This window comes from Halopseudomonas pelagia (genome assembly GCF_009497895.1).
In the GTDB taxonomy this organism is placed as follows: Bacteria; Pseudomonadota; Gammaproteobacteria; order Pseudomonadales; family Pseudomonadaceae; genus Halopseudomonas; species Halopseudomonas pelagia_A.
In genome coordinates, this window is sequence record NZ_CP033116.1 from 1930354 (window position 1) to 1946765 (window position 16412).

The window sequence follows — 16412 nt, forward strand, 5'->3', positions numbered from 1 at the left end:
CACTTGACGAGCCCTGGCGCGGCGAGAGTCGACCGATTGAGTCAGGGCAGGCTGTGTACATACAAACAATAAATACAACAAAGTTCGTAGGAGACACCATGCATAAAGCATTCGGCGCAGGTCTGCTCGCTGCCACCCTGGCTTTGGTTGGCTGCAACAATGACGACAACAGTGACAGCAAGGAGGACGATCTTCGCGCGGAAGTGCCGCGTATCGAAGCCGCTGCCGGCGGTGCGGGGGAGGCGGCCCTGGCCGCAGACCTGCAGTTTGCGATGGACAGTGTCGGCTACAGTGAAAAGGAATTCATCCTTTCTGGGACTGCTGTTTCTTACCTGCCAAAGGGCGGGCAGTCGCTCGGTACGGATGGGCAGTGGGACGTCGAAGAGAATGACAGCGCCGCTTACGTCACGCGGGCGGTTGTCTACCAGCCACTGGATGCCGAAGCGTTCAATGGCACTGTTATCATCGAATGGATGAACGTCACCAGCGGGAGCGATTCCAGCCCGGTCTGGACCTATACGCACAACGAATTGATTCGCGAAGGTTATGCACTGATCAGCCTGTCCGCGCAGGCAGCCGGGGGTGGCCAGTACCAAAGCCATGGATTCCGAGCGATATGCCAGTCTGCTGCACCCCGGGGATAACTATTCCTACGACATCTTCTCGCAAGCTGGGCAGGCTGTGCGGGATCACGCTGATGTTCTGCTAAATGGGCTGCGACCCAAGCGGGTGCTGGCGGCAGGGGAGTCGCAATCAGCCTACCGGCTGGTCTCCTATGCCAACGCTGTCCACCCGTTGGTGACTGTCTATGATGGCTACCTGCTGCAAAGCCGCCTGGCCAATGCCGCGCCGCTGGCCACAGCCGATGACGTCTCCGGTTCGACGGAAATTCGCTTAGACCTGGGCGTACCGGTCCTGATGTTCCAGACTGAAACTGATGTCAACGAGGCGACGCGCCAGGCCGATACCTCAACCTACCGGCTCTGGGAAGTCGCCGGAACGGCGCACTTTGACGTGTACGGTGGCGGCATTGGATTGATCGACATGGGCGATGGAGAGGGCGCTTTACTTGCGCTAGAGGCACTATTGGATCCGCCGAGCACGGTGTTCGGCTTCATCAACTGCGACAAACCAATCAATGCCGGTCCGATGAGTTTCGTGCTCAGCGCTGCGGTGCATGCACTCAATGAATGGATCACAACCGGTACGCCACCGGCCTCGGCAGAGACCTTACAAACTATCGACTTCACGCCCTACAGCCCTGGCTATGCGCGCGATGCACAGGGCAATGCCCTCGGTGGCATCCGCACGCCTTTTGTTGATGTGCCGCTAGCGATGTTGAGCGGCACAGACAACAGCGGCGGCGAGGGCTTTTGCCGGCTATTCGGAACTACCGAGCCGCTCAGCGCGGATGAGCTGGACACCTTGTATCCGACGCAGCAGGCCTTCGTCACGGCGTGGACGGCGGCTACCGAGGCGGCGGTGGAAAGGGGCTATATTCGTCCCGTGGATGGGCAAGCGCTTATGGATGCCGCGGGCCGAGTGCAGGTGTTACCTTGAGTTAAATTGAACATAAATCGCATTTATGTTTTTATAAAAAATTCTCTTATAAATCAGTACGAAACATGATTTAGCTTTTGATTTTAAACGAATTATTTAGTTATTCTGCTCAAGCGAAACGTTGGCATCACAACGTAAATTGGAAAATTGCGACGTTTAGCCAACTAAAAATTTACAAAAATGAATTTATTGTTCATTATCGTCTTGTGGCTGAGCCTGACAAAGAGGATAAGAGTATGAGTTCAGATAACATCATTTATCGTGCCGTAGCCGACCGCAGCCGCTGCTGTGGTTATGGCTTATGCGCTTCAATCTGTCCAGAGGTTTACAAGCTCGACGCTGAAGGCCTGGTTTACTTTGACGATGACAAGGTAACTCCAGAGCTGGAAGAGACCGCGCGCGAAGGGGCTGAAGCTTGCCCTGCCGAGGCCATCTGGCTGGAAAAAATCGAAGCTTGAGCGTCGTATTTGCCAGCAGATAATCAAACAGATGGTCGAGGTAGATTGTTATGGGACGTTTGGAAGGCAAAGTTGCGCTCATCACCGGTACCGGTGGCGGGCAGGGTAGGGTTGCAGCGCTGCGTTTTGCTCGTGAGGGCGCGACTGTAGTCGGTTGCGATACCAATGAAGACGAAAACAAGATTACCGCGGATCTGATGGCGCAGGAGGGGTATATCCTTCATGGCTATGCCCCGGTCGATCTGGGTGACCATGAACAGGCGAAAGCCTGGGTCGAGTCTGCCGTAGCCGAGCATGGTCGGATTGATGTTCTTTATAACAATGCATCTGCCGCACGCTTTGCGCCGGTACAGGATATGACCATCGAAGACTGGCACTTCACTATTCGCAACGAAGTGGACCTGATCTTCTACACCACCAAATACGCTTGGAATCATCTGGCTGAACGCAAGGGGGTGATTCTGAATGTGTCGTCCACCGCTGCCTGGGGTGGCTCCAAAGTAGCCGGTATCTCGGCGCATTCGGCTGCCAAGGGGGCCGTGGTTTCCTTTACCCGCCAACTCGCCGTCGAAGGTGCGTCTGCGGGCATTCGTGCGATCAGCATCAGTCCTGGTTTTGTCGCCACGCCGGGTACCGCCGCGTTCATGGAAAACCCGGTAGCGCGCGCCGCGCTGCTAGACGGCGTGCTGATGGACAGGCCCGGACAGCCCGAAGAGGTTGTCTCGCTGGCCGTTTACCTGGCATCCGATGAGGCGTCCTTCATCACCGGATCGGATATCGTCATTGATGGTGGATTGCTGGCTATATAAGCCATCCGCCGGCGTCTGATAGAACGAGGAGAAGCAGATGGATATTATTGGACTGGGTTACATGGGCTTTGAAGCCACTGACCTCGAAGCCTGGCGCGATTATGGCCCGTCGGTAATGGGTTTTGCGATAGGCAAGAATCCGGAAAGCGATCCGGATTCGCTGTACTTCCGTATCGATGATCGCCGCCACCGTTTTGCTTTCCACCCTGGCAAGGTTGATCGGCTGGCCTACCTCGGTTGGGAAGCCAAAGGACGGATGCAATTCAAGGCAGCCTGCCAGACGTTTACCGATGCTGGCGTGGAGTTTACCGTTGGAGACGCAGATCTGTGCGAGAAGCGCGGCGTCAAGGAACTGATCCGCTTCTTTGACCCGGTCGGTTTTCGGCATGAGCTGTTCTATGGGCAAAAATGGCTTCCCGACTCCTTTGTGCCTGGGCGCCGCCATGGCGGCTACCTGGCTGACAAAAGAGGTCTTGGCCATGTCGTGCTGATGACGCCCGAGTTTCCGCCGGAACTGGAGCATTTCCTTATCAATATCATGGGCTTTCACTGGTACGGTTCGGGCGCGGGCAAGGGCAAGACCGGCTTTTTCCGCTCCAAGCTGAATACCTCCACCAGTCATGATATTGCCTACGGACACGCTCCGGGCCGTATGGGGATTCAACACGTCGGCATGTTCGTCGGCAGCCTGCGCGATGTGGGCGAGACCTACGATATCGTCAAGAAGCGCGAACTGCAGATGATGATGACACTGGGGCAGCATTCCCAGGACCCGCATGTTTCGTTCTACCACTTCAATCCGTCAGGCTTCGCCTTTGAGTGCATCGCTGAAAGTGAACCATGGCATGACGATGGGTTCGAGCTGAATCCGGAGAAGATGAGCGTGTGGGGCCACGAATTGGTTGGCCCAATTTTGGGGCCTAGCGTCAAAACCCCGGAAGAGGTTGGCGATCCGGAATTTACCGCCAAGAAAGCCTAGAAATGCGTCTGGCACGAGTAGAAGATGCGGCGGGAGCGCGTTTCTGGCTTCTTCTGCATCCGGATTCCAGCAGCGGCCAGCGCATCAATGCCCCGTTTTCGCAGTGGGCCGGCGAGATCAACACTGGAAATATGTCGGCGCTCGACCTTTCGACCACAACCCTCGAGTCGGATACGTTTCGCCTTTTAGCGCCCGTTGAGCCCGGCGCTCGTATATTTGGAGTCGGGCTCAATTATTTATCGCACCTGACTCGCCTGGGCAGTACCGCGCCTCCTCATCCACTCGCCTATATCAAACCCGATTCTGCCATCGTTGATCCCTACGGCCTGATTTTTTACCCTGCGATGACGGGCGAGCTGGATTATGAAATCGAGCTGGTAGCGGTGATCGGCAAGCCACTCGGCGACGCCGTTGCGGCTTCGTCCTGCGTGATGGGTTACACCGTCGGCAACGATATCAGTGCGCGGGATGCGGGCCGCGCGTTGGGGCGGCTAGATCTGTTTACCCAGAAAGGCATGGATTGCACGACACCGGTCGGTCCGTGGATCACCACATTGGATCAATTGGGCGGTGGCGGACAACCGCAGTTGGATATGCGCATGACCATCAACGGCGAAGTTCGTCAGCAGGACAACACTCGGGAAATGATTTTCGCAGTTGATGAGCTGCTGAACTATCTGGATGCGCGTATCACGTTGCGCCCAGGGGATCTGGTTTTTACCGGATCAACCCACGGGGTTGGACTCGAGGACGGACGTTTTCTCCAGTCAGGAGACATTCTGGAAGCACATATTGAGGGCATCGGCATGCTGCGCAATGAAGTTGGTCCGCAGCGCATTCTTGCTCAGGTCAGGCAAGCGGGACGGCTAGGTTATCCCACTGTCTGACTCATCAACTCAGTCCCCCGGCGAGAGGCAACCATGAATCAAGGGGCCACCTGGTATCCGTTGAAGCACCGTCAGTTTCGCCTATTTTGGAGCGCGGGTGCAGTCATCAATATTGCCATCTGGATGCAGACAGTAGGCGCTGCCTGGATCATGGCTGGGCTTACCGATTCAGCTTGGATGGTGTCGCTGGTGCAAACCGCCATGACTCTGCCTGTGTTTTTATTCGGTTTGCCTGGAGGAGTAATTGCGGACTTGGTGAATCGCAAATACTGGCTGCTGTTCACTCAGTCGGTGATGCTGACGGCTGCAAGTATACTTTTTGTATTGGCCGCTACCGGGAGCCTGAGCACCTGGATGCTGTTGTCGCTGACTTTTTTATTGGGCACCGGAAGTGCGCTGAGTATGTCAGCGTGGATGGCCGTTACTCTGACACTGATCCCGCGAGAAATTGTGCCCGCCGCAGTGGCACTCAATGCTATTTCAACCAATGTTGCGCGTGCACTGGGTCCCGCCATCGGCGGCCTGCTTATTGCTGTGGCGGGCCAGGCTTCGATGTTTCTTTTGATCGCCTGTTGTTTTATGGGGGTGATTCTATTTCTGTTCGGTTGGCGGCCTGTCCGAGTCAGTAATGTGCTGCCCCCGGAGACTTTCCTCGGAGGAATGCGCAGTGGTTTGCGCTACATTCGGCACTCGGTATCTTTGGTCAGCTCGCTGAAACAAGTTTTTATTTTTACCAGCTGCGCCAGTGCCCTGTGGGCGCTATTGCCACTTATAGCCAAGGATCAGCTGCAGATGGAAGCGGATGGATATGGCCTGTTGATGGCCGCGCTGGGTGCAGGCGCGGTCATTGCGGCGCTCAATCTCACGCGTTTATATCGTCTTGTCGCGCTGCGCCAGCTGGTGGTTGTAGGGGCAGTTGCTTTTGCTATCGTTACCGCGGCGGTTTCGCTGACCGATGTGGTCTGGGTCGTCTGGCTGCTTCTGGTCATAGCCGGGATTGCCTGGATGGCAGTCAATGCCACGGTTGCTACCATTGTGCAGACCTGCGCGGCGGACTGGGTCAGGGCCCGGGTCGCTTCGGTATATTTGCTCATGTATATGGGCGCGATGGCGGTCGGGGGCGCGGTGTGGGGGCTGATTGCAGACTACCTGGGAACGACCAACAGCCTGCTGTTGGCTGCGGTGAGTATAGTCCTGGGGCTTTGGTTGACCCGCGATGGAGTATTTGTGCTTGGTAGCGAAGCTGATTACCGCACGGTATCGCAGACGGACGAACTGGTGGTAGCTGCCGAGATCAATCACTCTGACGGTCCAGTGTCCGTCGAGATCAGTTATTGGGCACTTGATGAGTTTCAGCAGGACTTCATAAAATGTGCTTATGCGGTGGGACAATCCCGGCGTCGTAATGGGGCGCGCAACTGGCGACTCTATCGTGACCTGGCTGACCCAAACCGTTTTGTAGAGCGCTTTATAGTAGAGTCATGGTTGGGCTATTTGCGGCAAAGAGACAGAGTTACCCAAGCCGATCAGAATACGGAAAGTCAGTTGCAGCGCTACGTCATCAGTACAGATGTGGCCACCAAGCGCTATATCCATCAGCCGAATGCCATGGACGGATGGTGATAAAAATTGATTTAAAAATACAATTCTTGATATAGAATCATTGGCAGGCCATTATTAGCGCCTCATATTTGGGATCAGTTGATCCCTGCGTCTAAGGGGGAGATGTAAAAATGGATGCTGAAGTCAATATCAGTGATAGAAGCGCTGCCAAGTCATCGTCCTTGGTCACAGTAAAGCCGGTCGTGAATGCCGTGCGTATTCTTCGTTTTCTCAGTCAGGCTGCAGCGCCAGAGCGTTCAGTAGATATCGCCAGAAAGCTGGATATAAACCCTAGCACTTGTTTCAATATTCTTAGAACGCTGGTGGCCGAAGATATGGTCGATTTCAGCCCCATGTCAAAGCGTTATTCCGCCGGTTTGGGGCTCGCCCGCTTAGTTGAGCAATTCGTCACCCAAGGGCAAAAGGTGCAGTTGGCCAAGCCCTTGCTGGAGAAATTTGCTGCTCGCTCAAAGGTGACCGTCACCTTGTGGCGGCGCATAGGTAACGACCGGATTGTTATCGTCAGCTCTGCTGCGTGTCCTACCGATGTGCGGATCGACATGAGCGAAGGTCAGCGGTTGCCAATTCTAATGGGCGCCAGTGGGCGTTTATTTGCCTCGCAACTCGATCTGGACCAGCCGCAGCCCAAGGCTATCTTCGACAATATTCGCTGGAGTGGGGCGCTGTCCTACGAAGAATATTGTGAGCAGGTACGGGATGCGGCCAAGCTCGGCTGGTCCATCGACGATGGCCACTTTTCAATCGGCATCCTGGCAGTGGCGGCACCGGTTTATTCTCCCTCCGAGACCATCGACTTCACCGTGTCGGCCGTGATGTTTCGTGGTCAGCGCGATGAAGCCGGAATTGCAGAGTTGGGGCAGTCACTGCGTAATCTGGGCAAGGAGTTGGGAAGCGTGCTGTTCTGATTATCAGTCGCGCACCAACAACAGGCTGCCGCCCAGCGGTCCGCCCCCGGCGGCCGTGACCGCTACCTGGTGATCAGCAATCTGGCGCTTGTCGGCGCGACCCCATAGTTGCAAACAGGCTTCGTGCACATAGCCCAGGCCGTGGGTGCGCCCTCCGGAGAGCTGGCCGCCATTGGTATTCAACGGCAGCTCACCGTCTAGCGCGATACGCTGCCCGCCCTCAACAAAACGCCCGCTCTCCCCTACCGGACACAGTCCCAGAGCCTCTAGCCAGATCATGGTCAGTATTGAGAAGCCATCGTAGAGCTGCGCGGAGCCGACATCTTTGGGTTTCAAATCGGTACGTGCCCACATCATGCGCCCGACATCGAACGCCGCGCCCTGGGTCAGCGAAATCTGATCCCAGGACCATGGCTGGTTAAGCGCTGCACCCATGGCTTCGATCCGGATCGGCGGGTTGCGCCCGTCTTTGGCGGCATCACGGCGCGACAGGATGATGGCGGTCGATGCATCACAATGCACATCGCAATCGAACATACGCAATGGCGTGGATATCATCCTCGACTGCATGTAATCGTCCATGCTCATCGGTGTACGATAAACCGCCTTGGGGTTGAGCTCGGCGTTGCGCCGGCAGGTCAGAGCGATTTGTGCGAGCTGTTCCGAGGTGGTGCCATAGTCATGAAAATGCCGCTGCGCATACATGGCCATCAGATTTGCCGCCGAGAGCACATTGAACGGGGTGTACCACTGCCAGGCAAAACTGCTATCCCGTCCCTGAGTTTTATTCGTCAGGGCTGAAGCTTGCTTGTTGTGTTGCCGGGTAGAGGACTCGGTAATGGTGCGAAATACCAGCACATTTCGGCACATGCCGCTGGCAATGGCCATGACCCCATTGATGATGCCGGCTAGGGGGCCGGGCCCCTCATAGCCGCCGCCAAACCAGTTTACGTTCAAGCCAAGTGCATTTTTAAGCGCGTTCGGCCCGACCGGAGAAAAGCTGTCACCGTTATTGTTGTCACCCGGCCAGCACGCTACCCCATCGATCTCGTCCCGGGTCAGTCCCGCATCGGCAATGGCCTCAAGACAGGCGTCTGCGGTCAGCCGCATGGCTGACAACTGCGAAGGGCGGCCAACCTCGGATTGACCAATACCGGTAATAGCGACATCTTTTTCGTACAGACGGTCAAACATGCTCAATCCTTAACAAATAGGGGAAGCCATACATCGTCTTCCTGCTGAAAGTGCACTCTGACGGGCATCCCGATAAAGACGTCTGTCACCGGTATCCCTTCGATATTACTGACGAAGCGCAGACCTGCCTGCTCCACCAGCTCGACGATGGCAATCACGAAGGGCTCCTGCAGTTCAGGTGTCCAGGGCTGGTGGTTGATGGTAAAGCTGGCGACCTGGCCTTTTCCCGATACGGCCTGCGGACCCACTTCAAAGCTGTTGCACGCGGGGCAAACAGGACTGGGCGGGTGAAAGTAACGAGTACAGGCGCTGCAGCGGTGGATCAGCAGCGCGTTGTTTTCACCACCTTGCCAAAAGGCGCGGTTGTCACCGGTGAGGGCGGGCAGCTTTCTCGGCATCGGATAAATCCTGTCTTAACAACTTGGATAACCCAAGGTTAGCATTTGTACACATATTAAAAAAGTGTTCTAATCTAAATCTACTGGGCCTTGCATTGGCCTATCTAATAAGACTCACTTGTGGAGGTCGCTCATGACCCTTTCTCTGCAAGGCCGCGCAGTAATAGTCACAGGCGGCTTTGGTGTACTCGGTAGCGCGCTGACCAAATTGTTGCTTGAGCGGGGGGCTAGAGTAGCGGCCCTGGATCTGAGTGACGTGCCTGCCGCGTTGACAGCTTCCGCTGACTTTCTTCCCCTGGGCATGGTCAATCTGACCGAAACGGCGTCCGCCGAGCAAGCGATGAACCAAGTGATTGAGACCTTTGGGCGTATCAACGCGGTCGTCAATGTTGCTGGTGGCTTCGCCTGGGAAACGTTTGAATCAGGCTCGTTGGACACCTGGGACCGCCTCTATCAGATGAACGTGCGTACCGCGATCGTCAGCACCAAGGCGGCGTTGCCGCATATTCTGAGTGCGGGCAATGGTCGCGTGATCAACGTCAGTGCGTTGGCTGCCAACAAGGCTGGATTGGGCGTTGCTGCCTATGCAGCGTCCAAGGCCGGCGTAGCGCGCTTTACCGAATCGCTCGCCGAAGAATTGAAAACCCGCGACGTCACGGTCAATGCGGTCATGCCCAGTATTATCGATACACCCAACAACCGGGCTGATATGCCGGATCAGGATTTCAGCGCCTGGGTGACACCCGAAGCGCTGTCTGCCGTTATAGCCTTTTTGCTGTCGGCCGAGGGTCAGGTAATCACTGGGGCCTGTCTGCCGGTAAGTGGCCGAGTATGAATAGCTTAGTGAATGGGAGATTGTTGCCATGAGATTGGTCACTTTTGTAAATAGCGAAGGCCTGGAACTGGCCGGTGCCTTGATTGAGCAGGATCAGTCAGTGCTTGATCTGCAACAGGCTTACACCGAGTTGCACGGAGGGCGAGCTGCAGCGCTGTCCAGCGTTCTTTCGCTTGCAGAGGCAGGCGATGAAGGTATGGAGCTGGCCCGCAATCTTGTCGCCAAGGCACCCTCGGCGGCAGTCCAGGCGCGGGCATCCGTGCGATTGAGAGCGCCTATCCAACCACCACCGCAGATGCGCGATTTTTCCTGTTTTGAGCTGCACCTGCGTCAGAGTTTTGCTGCTGCTCGCCGTCTTCGTGCGATGCGCACCCCTGACCCGGAAGCGACGCTCAAGGCCATGAATACCAGCGCCGATGACCGTGTAATGGATACCTTCAACCGCCAGCCGATCTACTACAAGTGCAATCGGTTTGCCGTGGTAGGGGTGGACGATCAGTTCGAGTGGCCTGCCTACAGCAAAGCGCTGGATTTCGAGCTTGAATTTGGCTGCTACATTGGCAAGCGCGGCAAGGACATTACCCGTGAAAACGCTCGGCAGCACATTTTCGGCTACACGATTTTCAATGACATCAGCGCCCGAGATGCTCAGGCAAAAGAGATGAGCGGCATGCTCGGCCCGGCGAAGGGCAAGGATTTTGATACCGCCAATATTATGGGTCCCTGCCTGGTTACGGCGGATGAACTCGAAGATCCGTATGATCTGAATATGATCGCCCGAGTGAATGGCGAGGAGTGGGGCCGGGGCAATACGCGCGATATGCGCTGGCAGTTTGAAGATGTCATCGCCCATGTATCGCAGTCCGAGACCCTGCACAGTGGAGAGTTTTTGGGCTCGGGCACTGTAGGTAACGGTTGCGGCCTTGAGCAGCTACGTAATCTCAAGCCTGGTGACGTGATCGAACTGGAAGTAGACGGAATCGGCATGTTGCGTACTCAAGTAGGGGAGAAAGGCAATCCGTTTTGAAAAAGTCTGATGAAACATTTCGGTCAAATTGATACAGATCGCCAAAATCTGTTCACAAATGTCTTTCAATGTGATTTGCTTGGCGCTGAGCTAAGAGTTACCAAGCATTAATCAATAGATGCTTAGCGCGGCCTGATAAGACCCCTAATAAAACTGGAGGCGAACATGCTTACTAAAACCAGCCAGGTGCTTTCCGATGGCACCAAGATTTCTGATTTGATCTACCCAGAGACGCGTGAAGTGCAAATGCGCGTGCTCTCGGACCCTGAAATTTATCAGATGGAAATGGAAAAGATCTTCGGCAAGACCTGGGTGCTGCTCGGTCATGAGTCCGAAATCCCCAACGCGAATGATTTTATGGTCCGCGACATCGGCGGCGACTCCGTTATTGTGACCCGCGACAAGCAAAATGAGATCCACGTGACTTTGAACGTCTGCCCGCACCGTGGCATGCGTGTGGCGCTGACCGATTGCGGTAACACACAGATTCATAAATGTATTTATCACGGTTGGGCTTTCCGACCGAATGGTGACTTTATCGGCTCCCCGGTCAAGCGCGAATGCATGCACGGCACAATGCTGCCTGAATCCGAGCTGGGCCTGAAAAAAGCGCGTTCAGTACTGTATGGCGGATTGATCTTTGCTACCTGGAACATTGAAGGTCCGTCATTCGACGACTTCCTGGGCGACGCAAAGTGGTATTACGACATTCTGTTCCAGCGTACCGATAAGGGGATGGAGGTTCTTGGGCCACCCCAGCGATTTATGGTCAACGCCAACTGGAAAACCGCTGGTGAGCAGTCGGCAGCTGACGGATTCCATACGCTGACCCTGCACCGTTGGCTGGGTGAGGTAGGTAACTACGCTAAAAAAGGCGGGGCTGAGACGGATGATGATGAGCCGGACCTGACGCCAGAAATGTATGGCGTTGAGGTGAGTTCGCCGCATGGCCATGCGCTGCGGTGCATCGACCTGGCGCGCAAAATCCGCCGGTTGACGGGTCTTGAGCCAGACGATCTGTCAGTACAGGAGAAGCTGAATGCGCTTCCACCCGCTGGGATGACCAAAGAAATGGTCGACCAGTTGGCGGGGAATCTGAGCGAGGATCAGCTCAAGGTATTGACGTCCATGCCGCCTCAGGTAGGTGGCATGTTCCCTAATATTCTGTTCGGCTTCGTCTATATTCCGCAGCCTGATGGTTCAGTCGTCGGTTCGATGACACTGCATACCTATATCCCCCGTGGTCCAAACCAGCTGGAGTTCTGCAACTGGATCTTTGCCGAGAAGGATGCACCTGAAGAGCTTCGCGAGAAGATGCTCAAACAGACCATTCAGCTGTTCGGGACCTCTGGCATGGTTGAACAGGATGATTCCGACACCTGGCCACATATGACCCTGTCGGCGAAGGGGGCAATGGGCCGCCATATGACCTTGAAGTATCAGGCCGTTTACGAGACGGGCAAACCAGAAGGTTGGCCTGGGCCTGGCATCGTCAACGAGGGCTTTACCAAGGACGACACCCAATGGCATTGGTGGCTCTACTGGAACGAGCTGATGAACGCCGAATAAACACACCCCGGACAAATAAAAACAGGAGCTTCTCATGCAGCAAGTTCAAGAAAATATCCCGGCAGCCGCTCCGGGAAAAGCAATAGCGGTGGGGTCGGCTGAATACAACGCAGTGCTGACTTTCATGTACGAAGAGGCCGCGTTATTGGATCAGCTACGTCTCGGCGAATGGGGTCAGCTACTGGCCACCGACCTGATCTATACGGCGCCATTGCGCCATACGCGCCTTGGCGCGGACCATGCCAAAAGTTTTATTCGCACGGTTCAGCATTTCCATGATGATTACCGCTCGGTTATGGGTCGTATCCTGCGACTGTCTGGCAAGAGCGCCTGGGCCGAGGATCCGCCATCGCGGACTCGCCGCCTGGTGACCAACGTGATGGTGCGTGAAACAGACAAGCCTGACGAGCTGGCGGTAGTCAGCTATCTGCTGCTGACGCGTAGCCGTTTCAGTGAGCATCATGTTGATGTGATCAGCTGTGAACGCCATGACATCCTGCGCCGTGAGGCGGACGGCAATTTCAAGCTGGCACGTCGAGAGGCGCTCCTCGATCAATCTGTGCTGGGAACGGCCAATCTGGCCATCTTCCTTTAAGGGTTTGGTCGGCTGTGGTCACAGCCGACCATGCGGGGGACAAAGCCTGTCTTGCAAAAGACAGGCTTTGTTTTATCCAGAAAAGGGAAACGATCACCTCAACGCTGGGTTTGAATGATTTCCGGCTCGTTACCGGCGAACCAATCCTGATCGCTTGCGCAAAGTTGGCTTGCACGATCGGTAAAATCCTCTGTAGAGCCTTTCATGCGCATGGCCTGCTGTGCTCTAACGGGTTGCTGGGCGTAGCAGAGGCCAGTCACCCTGGCGTGAGGCATTTCGTCCAGATCGTACTCGCGCCCGCGGGAGATGGTCGTACAGCGGCGTAATATCAAAGCCGCTTCCGCCTCTTCAGTAGGCAGGTTGGCAATAGCCCAGCCGGCCATGCCGTGGTTCAAATCGATTCCTCGGTACGGCTCTGGATCCTGAACAAACGTACCGGTAGTTGTCCATTGCAAGAAAATATTGCCGTCGCGCAGGAGGGTGGAGGTAGTAACCCCGGCCACGCGCATAGGAACGGTTATGTCATATACGCGCTGGGTCAGCTTGTTGGCGGCCGCAGCAATGGCAAGGCCTGCCAGGTCGAGCATGTGAGTGCATTGATGCCTGGCGTCGGTTGCCCGTGTCACGCTGTGAGCTACTTCTGACAACGGCATGCCAATCAGCGACTGAAGAGGCGCTGCGGCGCCTGGACAGGCTGTATAGGGAAAACGTACAGCGTAGCCGCGCACATCGGTGACCAGGCCCTGAGCATGCCGGATACTGACCCGGAAGTGATGAAAGTCGTCCTCCAGAGCGGCTCGCATTTCGCCGTCGGGGTGCTGGTGAATTTCAATACGTCGACGAAAAATCATGCTGTTGACCTTTATGATAATGATGGATTAGTGCTGTATGTCCATCCTGAATATGATTTAATATGAACATTAACAAAAAAAGTGTTTATTAAAAAGGTTGCCGATATGAGACTACTTGAAGATAAAGTCGCCCTGATCACCGGCGCTGGTGGTGGAATAGGTGAAGGCGTCGCCCGCTACTTCGTCAAACAAGGTGCCAGTGTTGTGGTGGCGGAGCTTAACGAAAGCTTGGGTAACGCAGTTACCGCCGATCTCCGGGCTCTGGGCGGGAAAGCGCTCTTTTTCAAGACGGACGTCTCAAGCAAAGACAGCATCAATGCAGCCATTCAGGCCGCTGTCGACGAGTTCGGTGGGCTTGATACCTTGGTAAACAATGCCTTTGCGCCAACACCCAATGTGTTGATGGAAGACAAGACTGACGAAATGCTCAAGCAGACCCTGGACACCACTGTCTGGGCTGCATGGTGGTCGATGCGTGCTGCGTTACCCCACATGCGTGCCCGCGGGGGTGGATCTATCATCAACTTCTACTCGATCGATACTGAAATTGGCGCTTGGCTGCACTCGGACTATAACACTGCCAAATCTGCCATCGTCGGACTGACGCGGAGCGCGGCGGCTGAATGGGGTCGCTTTAATGTCCGCGTGAACGCCATTGCCCCGACTGCCATGGGGGCCACTTTCCACAAGCTGGCGGCTGAAAATCCCGGATTTGCTGAACGGTCTGCGGCCATGCGACCTTTGGGTCGCAGCGGTGATCCAGAGGATGATATCGGGCCAGTAGTTGCTTTTCTGGCTTCTGAAATGTCGCGCTACATGACTGGGGAATCCCTGCATGTGGACGGGGGTATTCATTTGCCTCGCTACAATTCGCGCCCTGCAGATGTGCCGGTGCGGGAGTACTAAGGTCCTTTAGGTCTAGGAGGTTGTACATATCAAAGCCCGCGTTGAAGCGGGCTTGATTGTTGTGGTTGTTATCAGCGCTTTTTCACACTGATATCTGTCGCTTCCAAATCCCAGGTTGTAGGCGTTTTTCCCTCATCACGCAGCAGATACTTGAGTACTCGCCCCTGAGGATTTTTTGGCAATGAGCTACGAAACTCGATGTAGCGGGGCAGGGCATAGTAAGGCACGCAGTCCGTAGCCCAGTGAAACAGCTCTTCCTCACTAAGTTTGGCATCGTCATTTAGAATGGCTGTGACCTTGACGTCGTCCTCACCCTTGTCCGAGAGCACCGCGTGTACCGCCACTTCTGAGATGGCCGGGTGCACGGCAAAAGCTGATTCCATCTCAAAACTGGAAATATTTTCGCCGCGACGGCGCAGATAGTCTTTTTTGCGATCAACAAAAAAGAAGAATCCGTCTTCATCAAACTTGCCAATGTCACCGGTGTGGAACCACATGTTCCTCATGAGCTTGAGGGTTTCTTCAGGCCGCCGCCAATAGCCTTGAAACATGATATCCGGCCGTAGGGGCCGAACGACTATTTCGCCAGCGGTGTTTGCCGGCAACTCCTGGTCATTCTCGTCGACAATGCGGACATCAAAATCAGCAATGCGTTTGCCGGATGAGCCGGGTTTAGCGTACTCGCCGGCAGCCAAGGTAGTGATGACGCAAGCTTCAGTTAGGCCGTAACCATTGCCGCCAACGAGCGGCGTACCAAAGCGTTCACGCCAGATTGATTTGGTCTCCTCGGTATAGGGGTTACCGCGGGCAGTGTGGATCTGACCAAAGCAGCGACGCATGGCGTCATTATCAGGCGCCTGCGCCAGCAGTCCGCCCATGCCGCCAAGTATGGATGCAATGGTGGCGCCGCTTCGCTCAACCTCTGGCCAGAAATTGGAGACCGAGAAACGCGGCAGAATGGCTGCTCTTGCGCCCACCAGAACACTGGCGATGATGGTGACGCAGAGCGCATTCATATGAAATAGCGGCAAGGGCGTAATGGTTACGTCGTTTGCCGTAGCTGGTCCTGCACGCAACTGCAGTCGTGCCAGGTTGCACATGAAGTTATAGCTCACCATACAGCCCTTAGACGGTCCAGTGGTGCCAGAAGTGTAGATCAGGCACGACAGGTCAGAGGGTTTCGGTTTGCTCGGTATCGGCGTGGTTTTGTTATCGCGGTATTGATCCAACGGCTCGACCGTAATAGGACCGTCAACGGAGGCCTGCAGGGCTTCGCGGTGCAAGATGCGCTTGAGTGCTGGCAGCTGCTCACACACGGCCGTAATCCTGTCCATGTACGCGGCCTCGCAAATCACCAGCTGAGTATCCGCATCGGCAATTTGATGCCGGAGAAACTCGCCACGCAGAGCGGTATTAATCGGCACGCTGACAGCACTGAGTTTGTTGATCGCTAGCCAACTCACTACCGCATCAATATTGTTGTCCAGCATGGTGACAACCGTCTGGCCTGCACATACACCCAGCGATGAGAGGGAGTGAGCCATCATGGTTGAAATTGAGTCAATTTCACTATATGTGTATAGTTTTCCACTGAAGTCTAGGAATACACGGTCTGGATGGCTTGCTACTGCTCGGTCCAGGGCTGCAATGATGGTGTCCTGTTCTCCGAGTGACCAGGTGTCGGGGTTACCAGTACCGCTCATGATAAATTTCCTCCGGGTGCGGCTCGCAGCATGGAGCCTAACTTTTATATTTCTGATAGAGAATCGCATTCTATATTGTATTTTTTGCGATGTCTCTATCAAGAGTTGAACAG

General features: G+C 55.2%; 17 protein-coding genes. 13 read left to right on the forward strand and 4 right to left on the reverse strand.

The features are described 5' to 3' along the window. The first annotated feature begins 98 nt into the window (after positions 1 to 98). From EAO82_RS21110 to EAO82_RS09160, 8 genes are all read left to right on the forward strand, one after another. Positions 99 to 644 (forward strand): alpha/beta hydrolase domain-containing protein, encoded by a 546-nt coding sequence (locus EAO82_RS21110; protein WP_096346454.1) that lies wholly within the window; start codon positions 99 to 101, stop codon positions 642 to 644. Then, positions 583 to 1560, forward strand: coding sequence for an alpha/beta hydrolase domain-containing protein (locus tag EAO82_RS09130; RefSeq protein ID WP_143520305.1), 978 nt, complete (start codon positions 583 to 585; stop codon positions 1558 to 1560). Before EAO82_RS21110 ends, EAO82_RS09130 begins: the two co-directional genes overlap by 62 nt. A 236-nt stretch (positions 1561 to 1796) precedes the next feature. Further along, complete coding sequence (locus EAO82_RS09135) at positions 1797 to 2018, forward strand: ferredoxin (RefSeq protein WP_096346452.1); 222 nt, start codon at positions 1797 to 1799, stop codon at positions 2016 to 2018. Between the two features lie 50 nt (positions 2019 to 2068). Then, complete coding sequence (locus EAO82_RS09140; RefSeq protein ID WP_096346451.1) at positions 2069 to 2827, forward strand: SDR family NAD(P)-dependent oxidoreductase; 759 nt, start codon at positions 2069 to 2071, stop codon at positions 2825 to 2827. A gap of 37 nt (positions 2828 to 2864) precedes the next feature. After that, on the forward strand, positions 2865 to 3806 hold the full coding sequence (locus EAO82_RS09145; RefSeq protein ID WP_096346450.1) for a VOC family protein: 942 nt from the start codon (positions 2865 to 2867) through the stop codon (positions 3804 to 3806). 2 nt (positions 3807 to 3808) lie between these two features. Continuing rightward, positions 3809 to 4693 (forward strand): fumarylacetoacetate hydrolase family protein, encoded by an 885-nt coding sequence (locus EAO82_RS09150; protein ID WP_096346449.1) that lies wholly within the window; start codon positions 3809 to 3811, stop codon positions 4691 to 4693. 33 nt (positions 4694 to 4726) lie between these two features. Next, entirely contained in the window at positions 4727 to 6316 is a 1590-nt protein-coding gene (locus EAO82_RS09155) for an MFS transporter (protein ID WP_096346448.1), read from the forward strand. Positions 6317 to 6426: 110 nt separating this feature from the next. Next, positions 6427 to 7221: an IclR family transcriptional regulator gene (locus tag EAO82_RS09160; RefSeq protein ID WP_096346447.1), complete on the forward strand. Its 795-nt coding sequence runs from the start codon at positions 6427 to 6429 to the stop codon at positions 7219 to 7221. Between the two features lie 3 nt (positions 7222 to 7224). On the opposite strand, the gene EAO82_RS09165 is transcribed toward EAO82_RS09160, so the two are convergent. Then, a complete protein-coding gene (locus tag EAO82_RS09165; protein ID WP_096346446.1) occupies positions 7225 to 8415 on the reverse strand; it encodes a thiolase family protein in 1191 nt (396 codons plus the stop codon). Between the two features lie 2 nt (positions 8416 to 8417). After that, positions 8418 to 8813, reverse strand: coding sequence for a Zn-ribbon domain-containing OB-fold protein (locus EAO82_RS09170; RefSeq protein ID WP_096346445.1), 396 nt, complete (start codon positions 8811 to 8813; stop codon positions 8418 to 8420). A 133-nt stretch (positions 8814 to 8946) separates the two neighbouring features. Between EAO82_RS09170 and EAO82_RS09175 the strand changes: the two genes are divergently transcribed. The 4 genes from EAO82_RS09175 (at position 8947) to EAO82_RS09190 (ending at position 12839) form a co-directional block, all read left to right on the forward strand. Further along, positions 8947 to 9648 carry an SDR family NAD(P)-dependent oxidoreductase gene (locus EAO82_RS09175; protein WP_096346444.1) on the forward strand — a complete coding sequence of 234 codons (702 nt, stop codon included), beginning with the start codon at positions 8947 to 8949 and terminating at the stop codon, positions 9646 to 9648. 28 nt (positions 9649 to 9676) lie between these two features. After that, on the forward strand, positions 9677 to 10675 hold the full coding sequence (locus EAO82_RS09180) for a fumarylacetoacetate hydrolase family protein (protein ID WP_096346443.1): 999 nt from the start codon (positions 9677 to 9679) through the stop codon (positions 10673 to 10675). Positions 10676 to 10840: 165 nt separating this feature from the next. Next, a complete protein-coding gene (locus EAO82_RS09185; protein ID WP_096346442.1) occupies positions 10841 to 12244 on the forward strand; it encodes an aromatic ring-hydroxylating dioxygenase subunit alpha in 1404 nt (467 codons plus the stop codon). 34 nt (positions 12245 to 12278) lie between these two features. Then, positions 12279 to 12839 (forward strand): aromatic-ring-hydroxylating dioxygenase subunit beta, encoded by a 561-nt coding sequence (locus EAO82_RS09190; protein WP_096346441.1) that lies wholly within the window; start codon positions 12279 to 12281, stop codon positions 12837 to 12839. Positions 12840 to 12937: 98 nt separating this feature from the next. Here the strand turns inward: EAO82_RS09190 and EAO82_RS09195 are convergent, their stop codons facing one another. After that, positions 12938 to 13690 (reverse strand): DUF2889 domain-containing protein, encoded by a 753-nt coding sequence (locus EAO82_RS09195; protein ID WP_096346440.1) that lies wholly within the window; start codon positions 13688 to 13690, stop codon positions 12938 to 12940. A gap of 105 nt (positions 13691 to 13795) precedes the next feature. On the opposite strand from EAO82_RS09195, the gene EAO82_RS09200 reads away from it, so the two are divergent. Continuing rightward, positions 13796 to 14596 carry an SDR family NAD(P)-dependent oxidoreductase gene (locus tag EAO82_RS09200; protein WP_096346439.1) on the forward strand — a complete coding sequence of 267 codons (801 nt, stop codon included), beginning with the start codon at positions 13796 to 13798 and terminating at the stop codon, positions 14594 to 14596. A 71-nt stretch (positions 14597 to 14667) separates the two neighbouring features. On the opposite strand, the gene EAO82_RS09205 is transcribed toward EAO82_RS09200, so the two are convergent. Next, a complete protein-coding gene (locus tag EAO82_RS09205; RefSeq protein ID WP_096346438.1) occupies positions 14668 to 16299 on the reverse strand; it encodes an ATP-dependent acyl-CoA ligase in 1632 nt (543 codons plus the stop codon). Between the last annotated feature and the right edge of the window lie 113 nt (positions 16300 to 16412).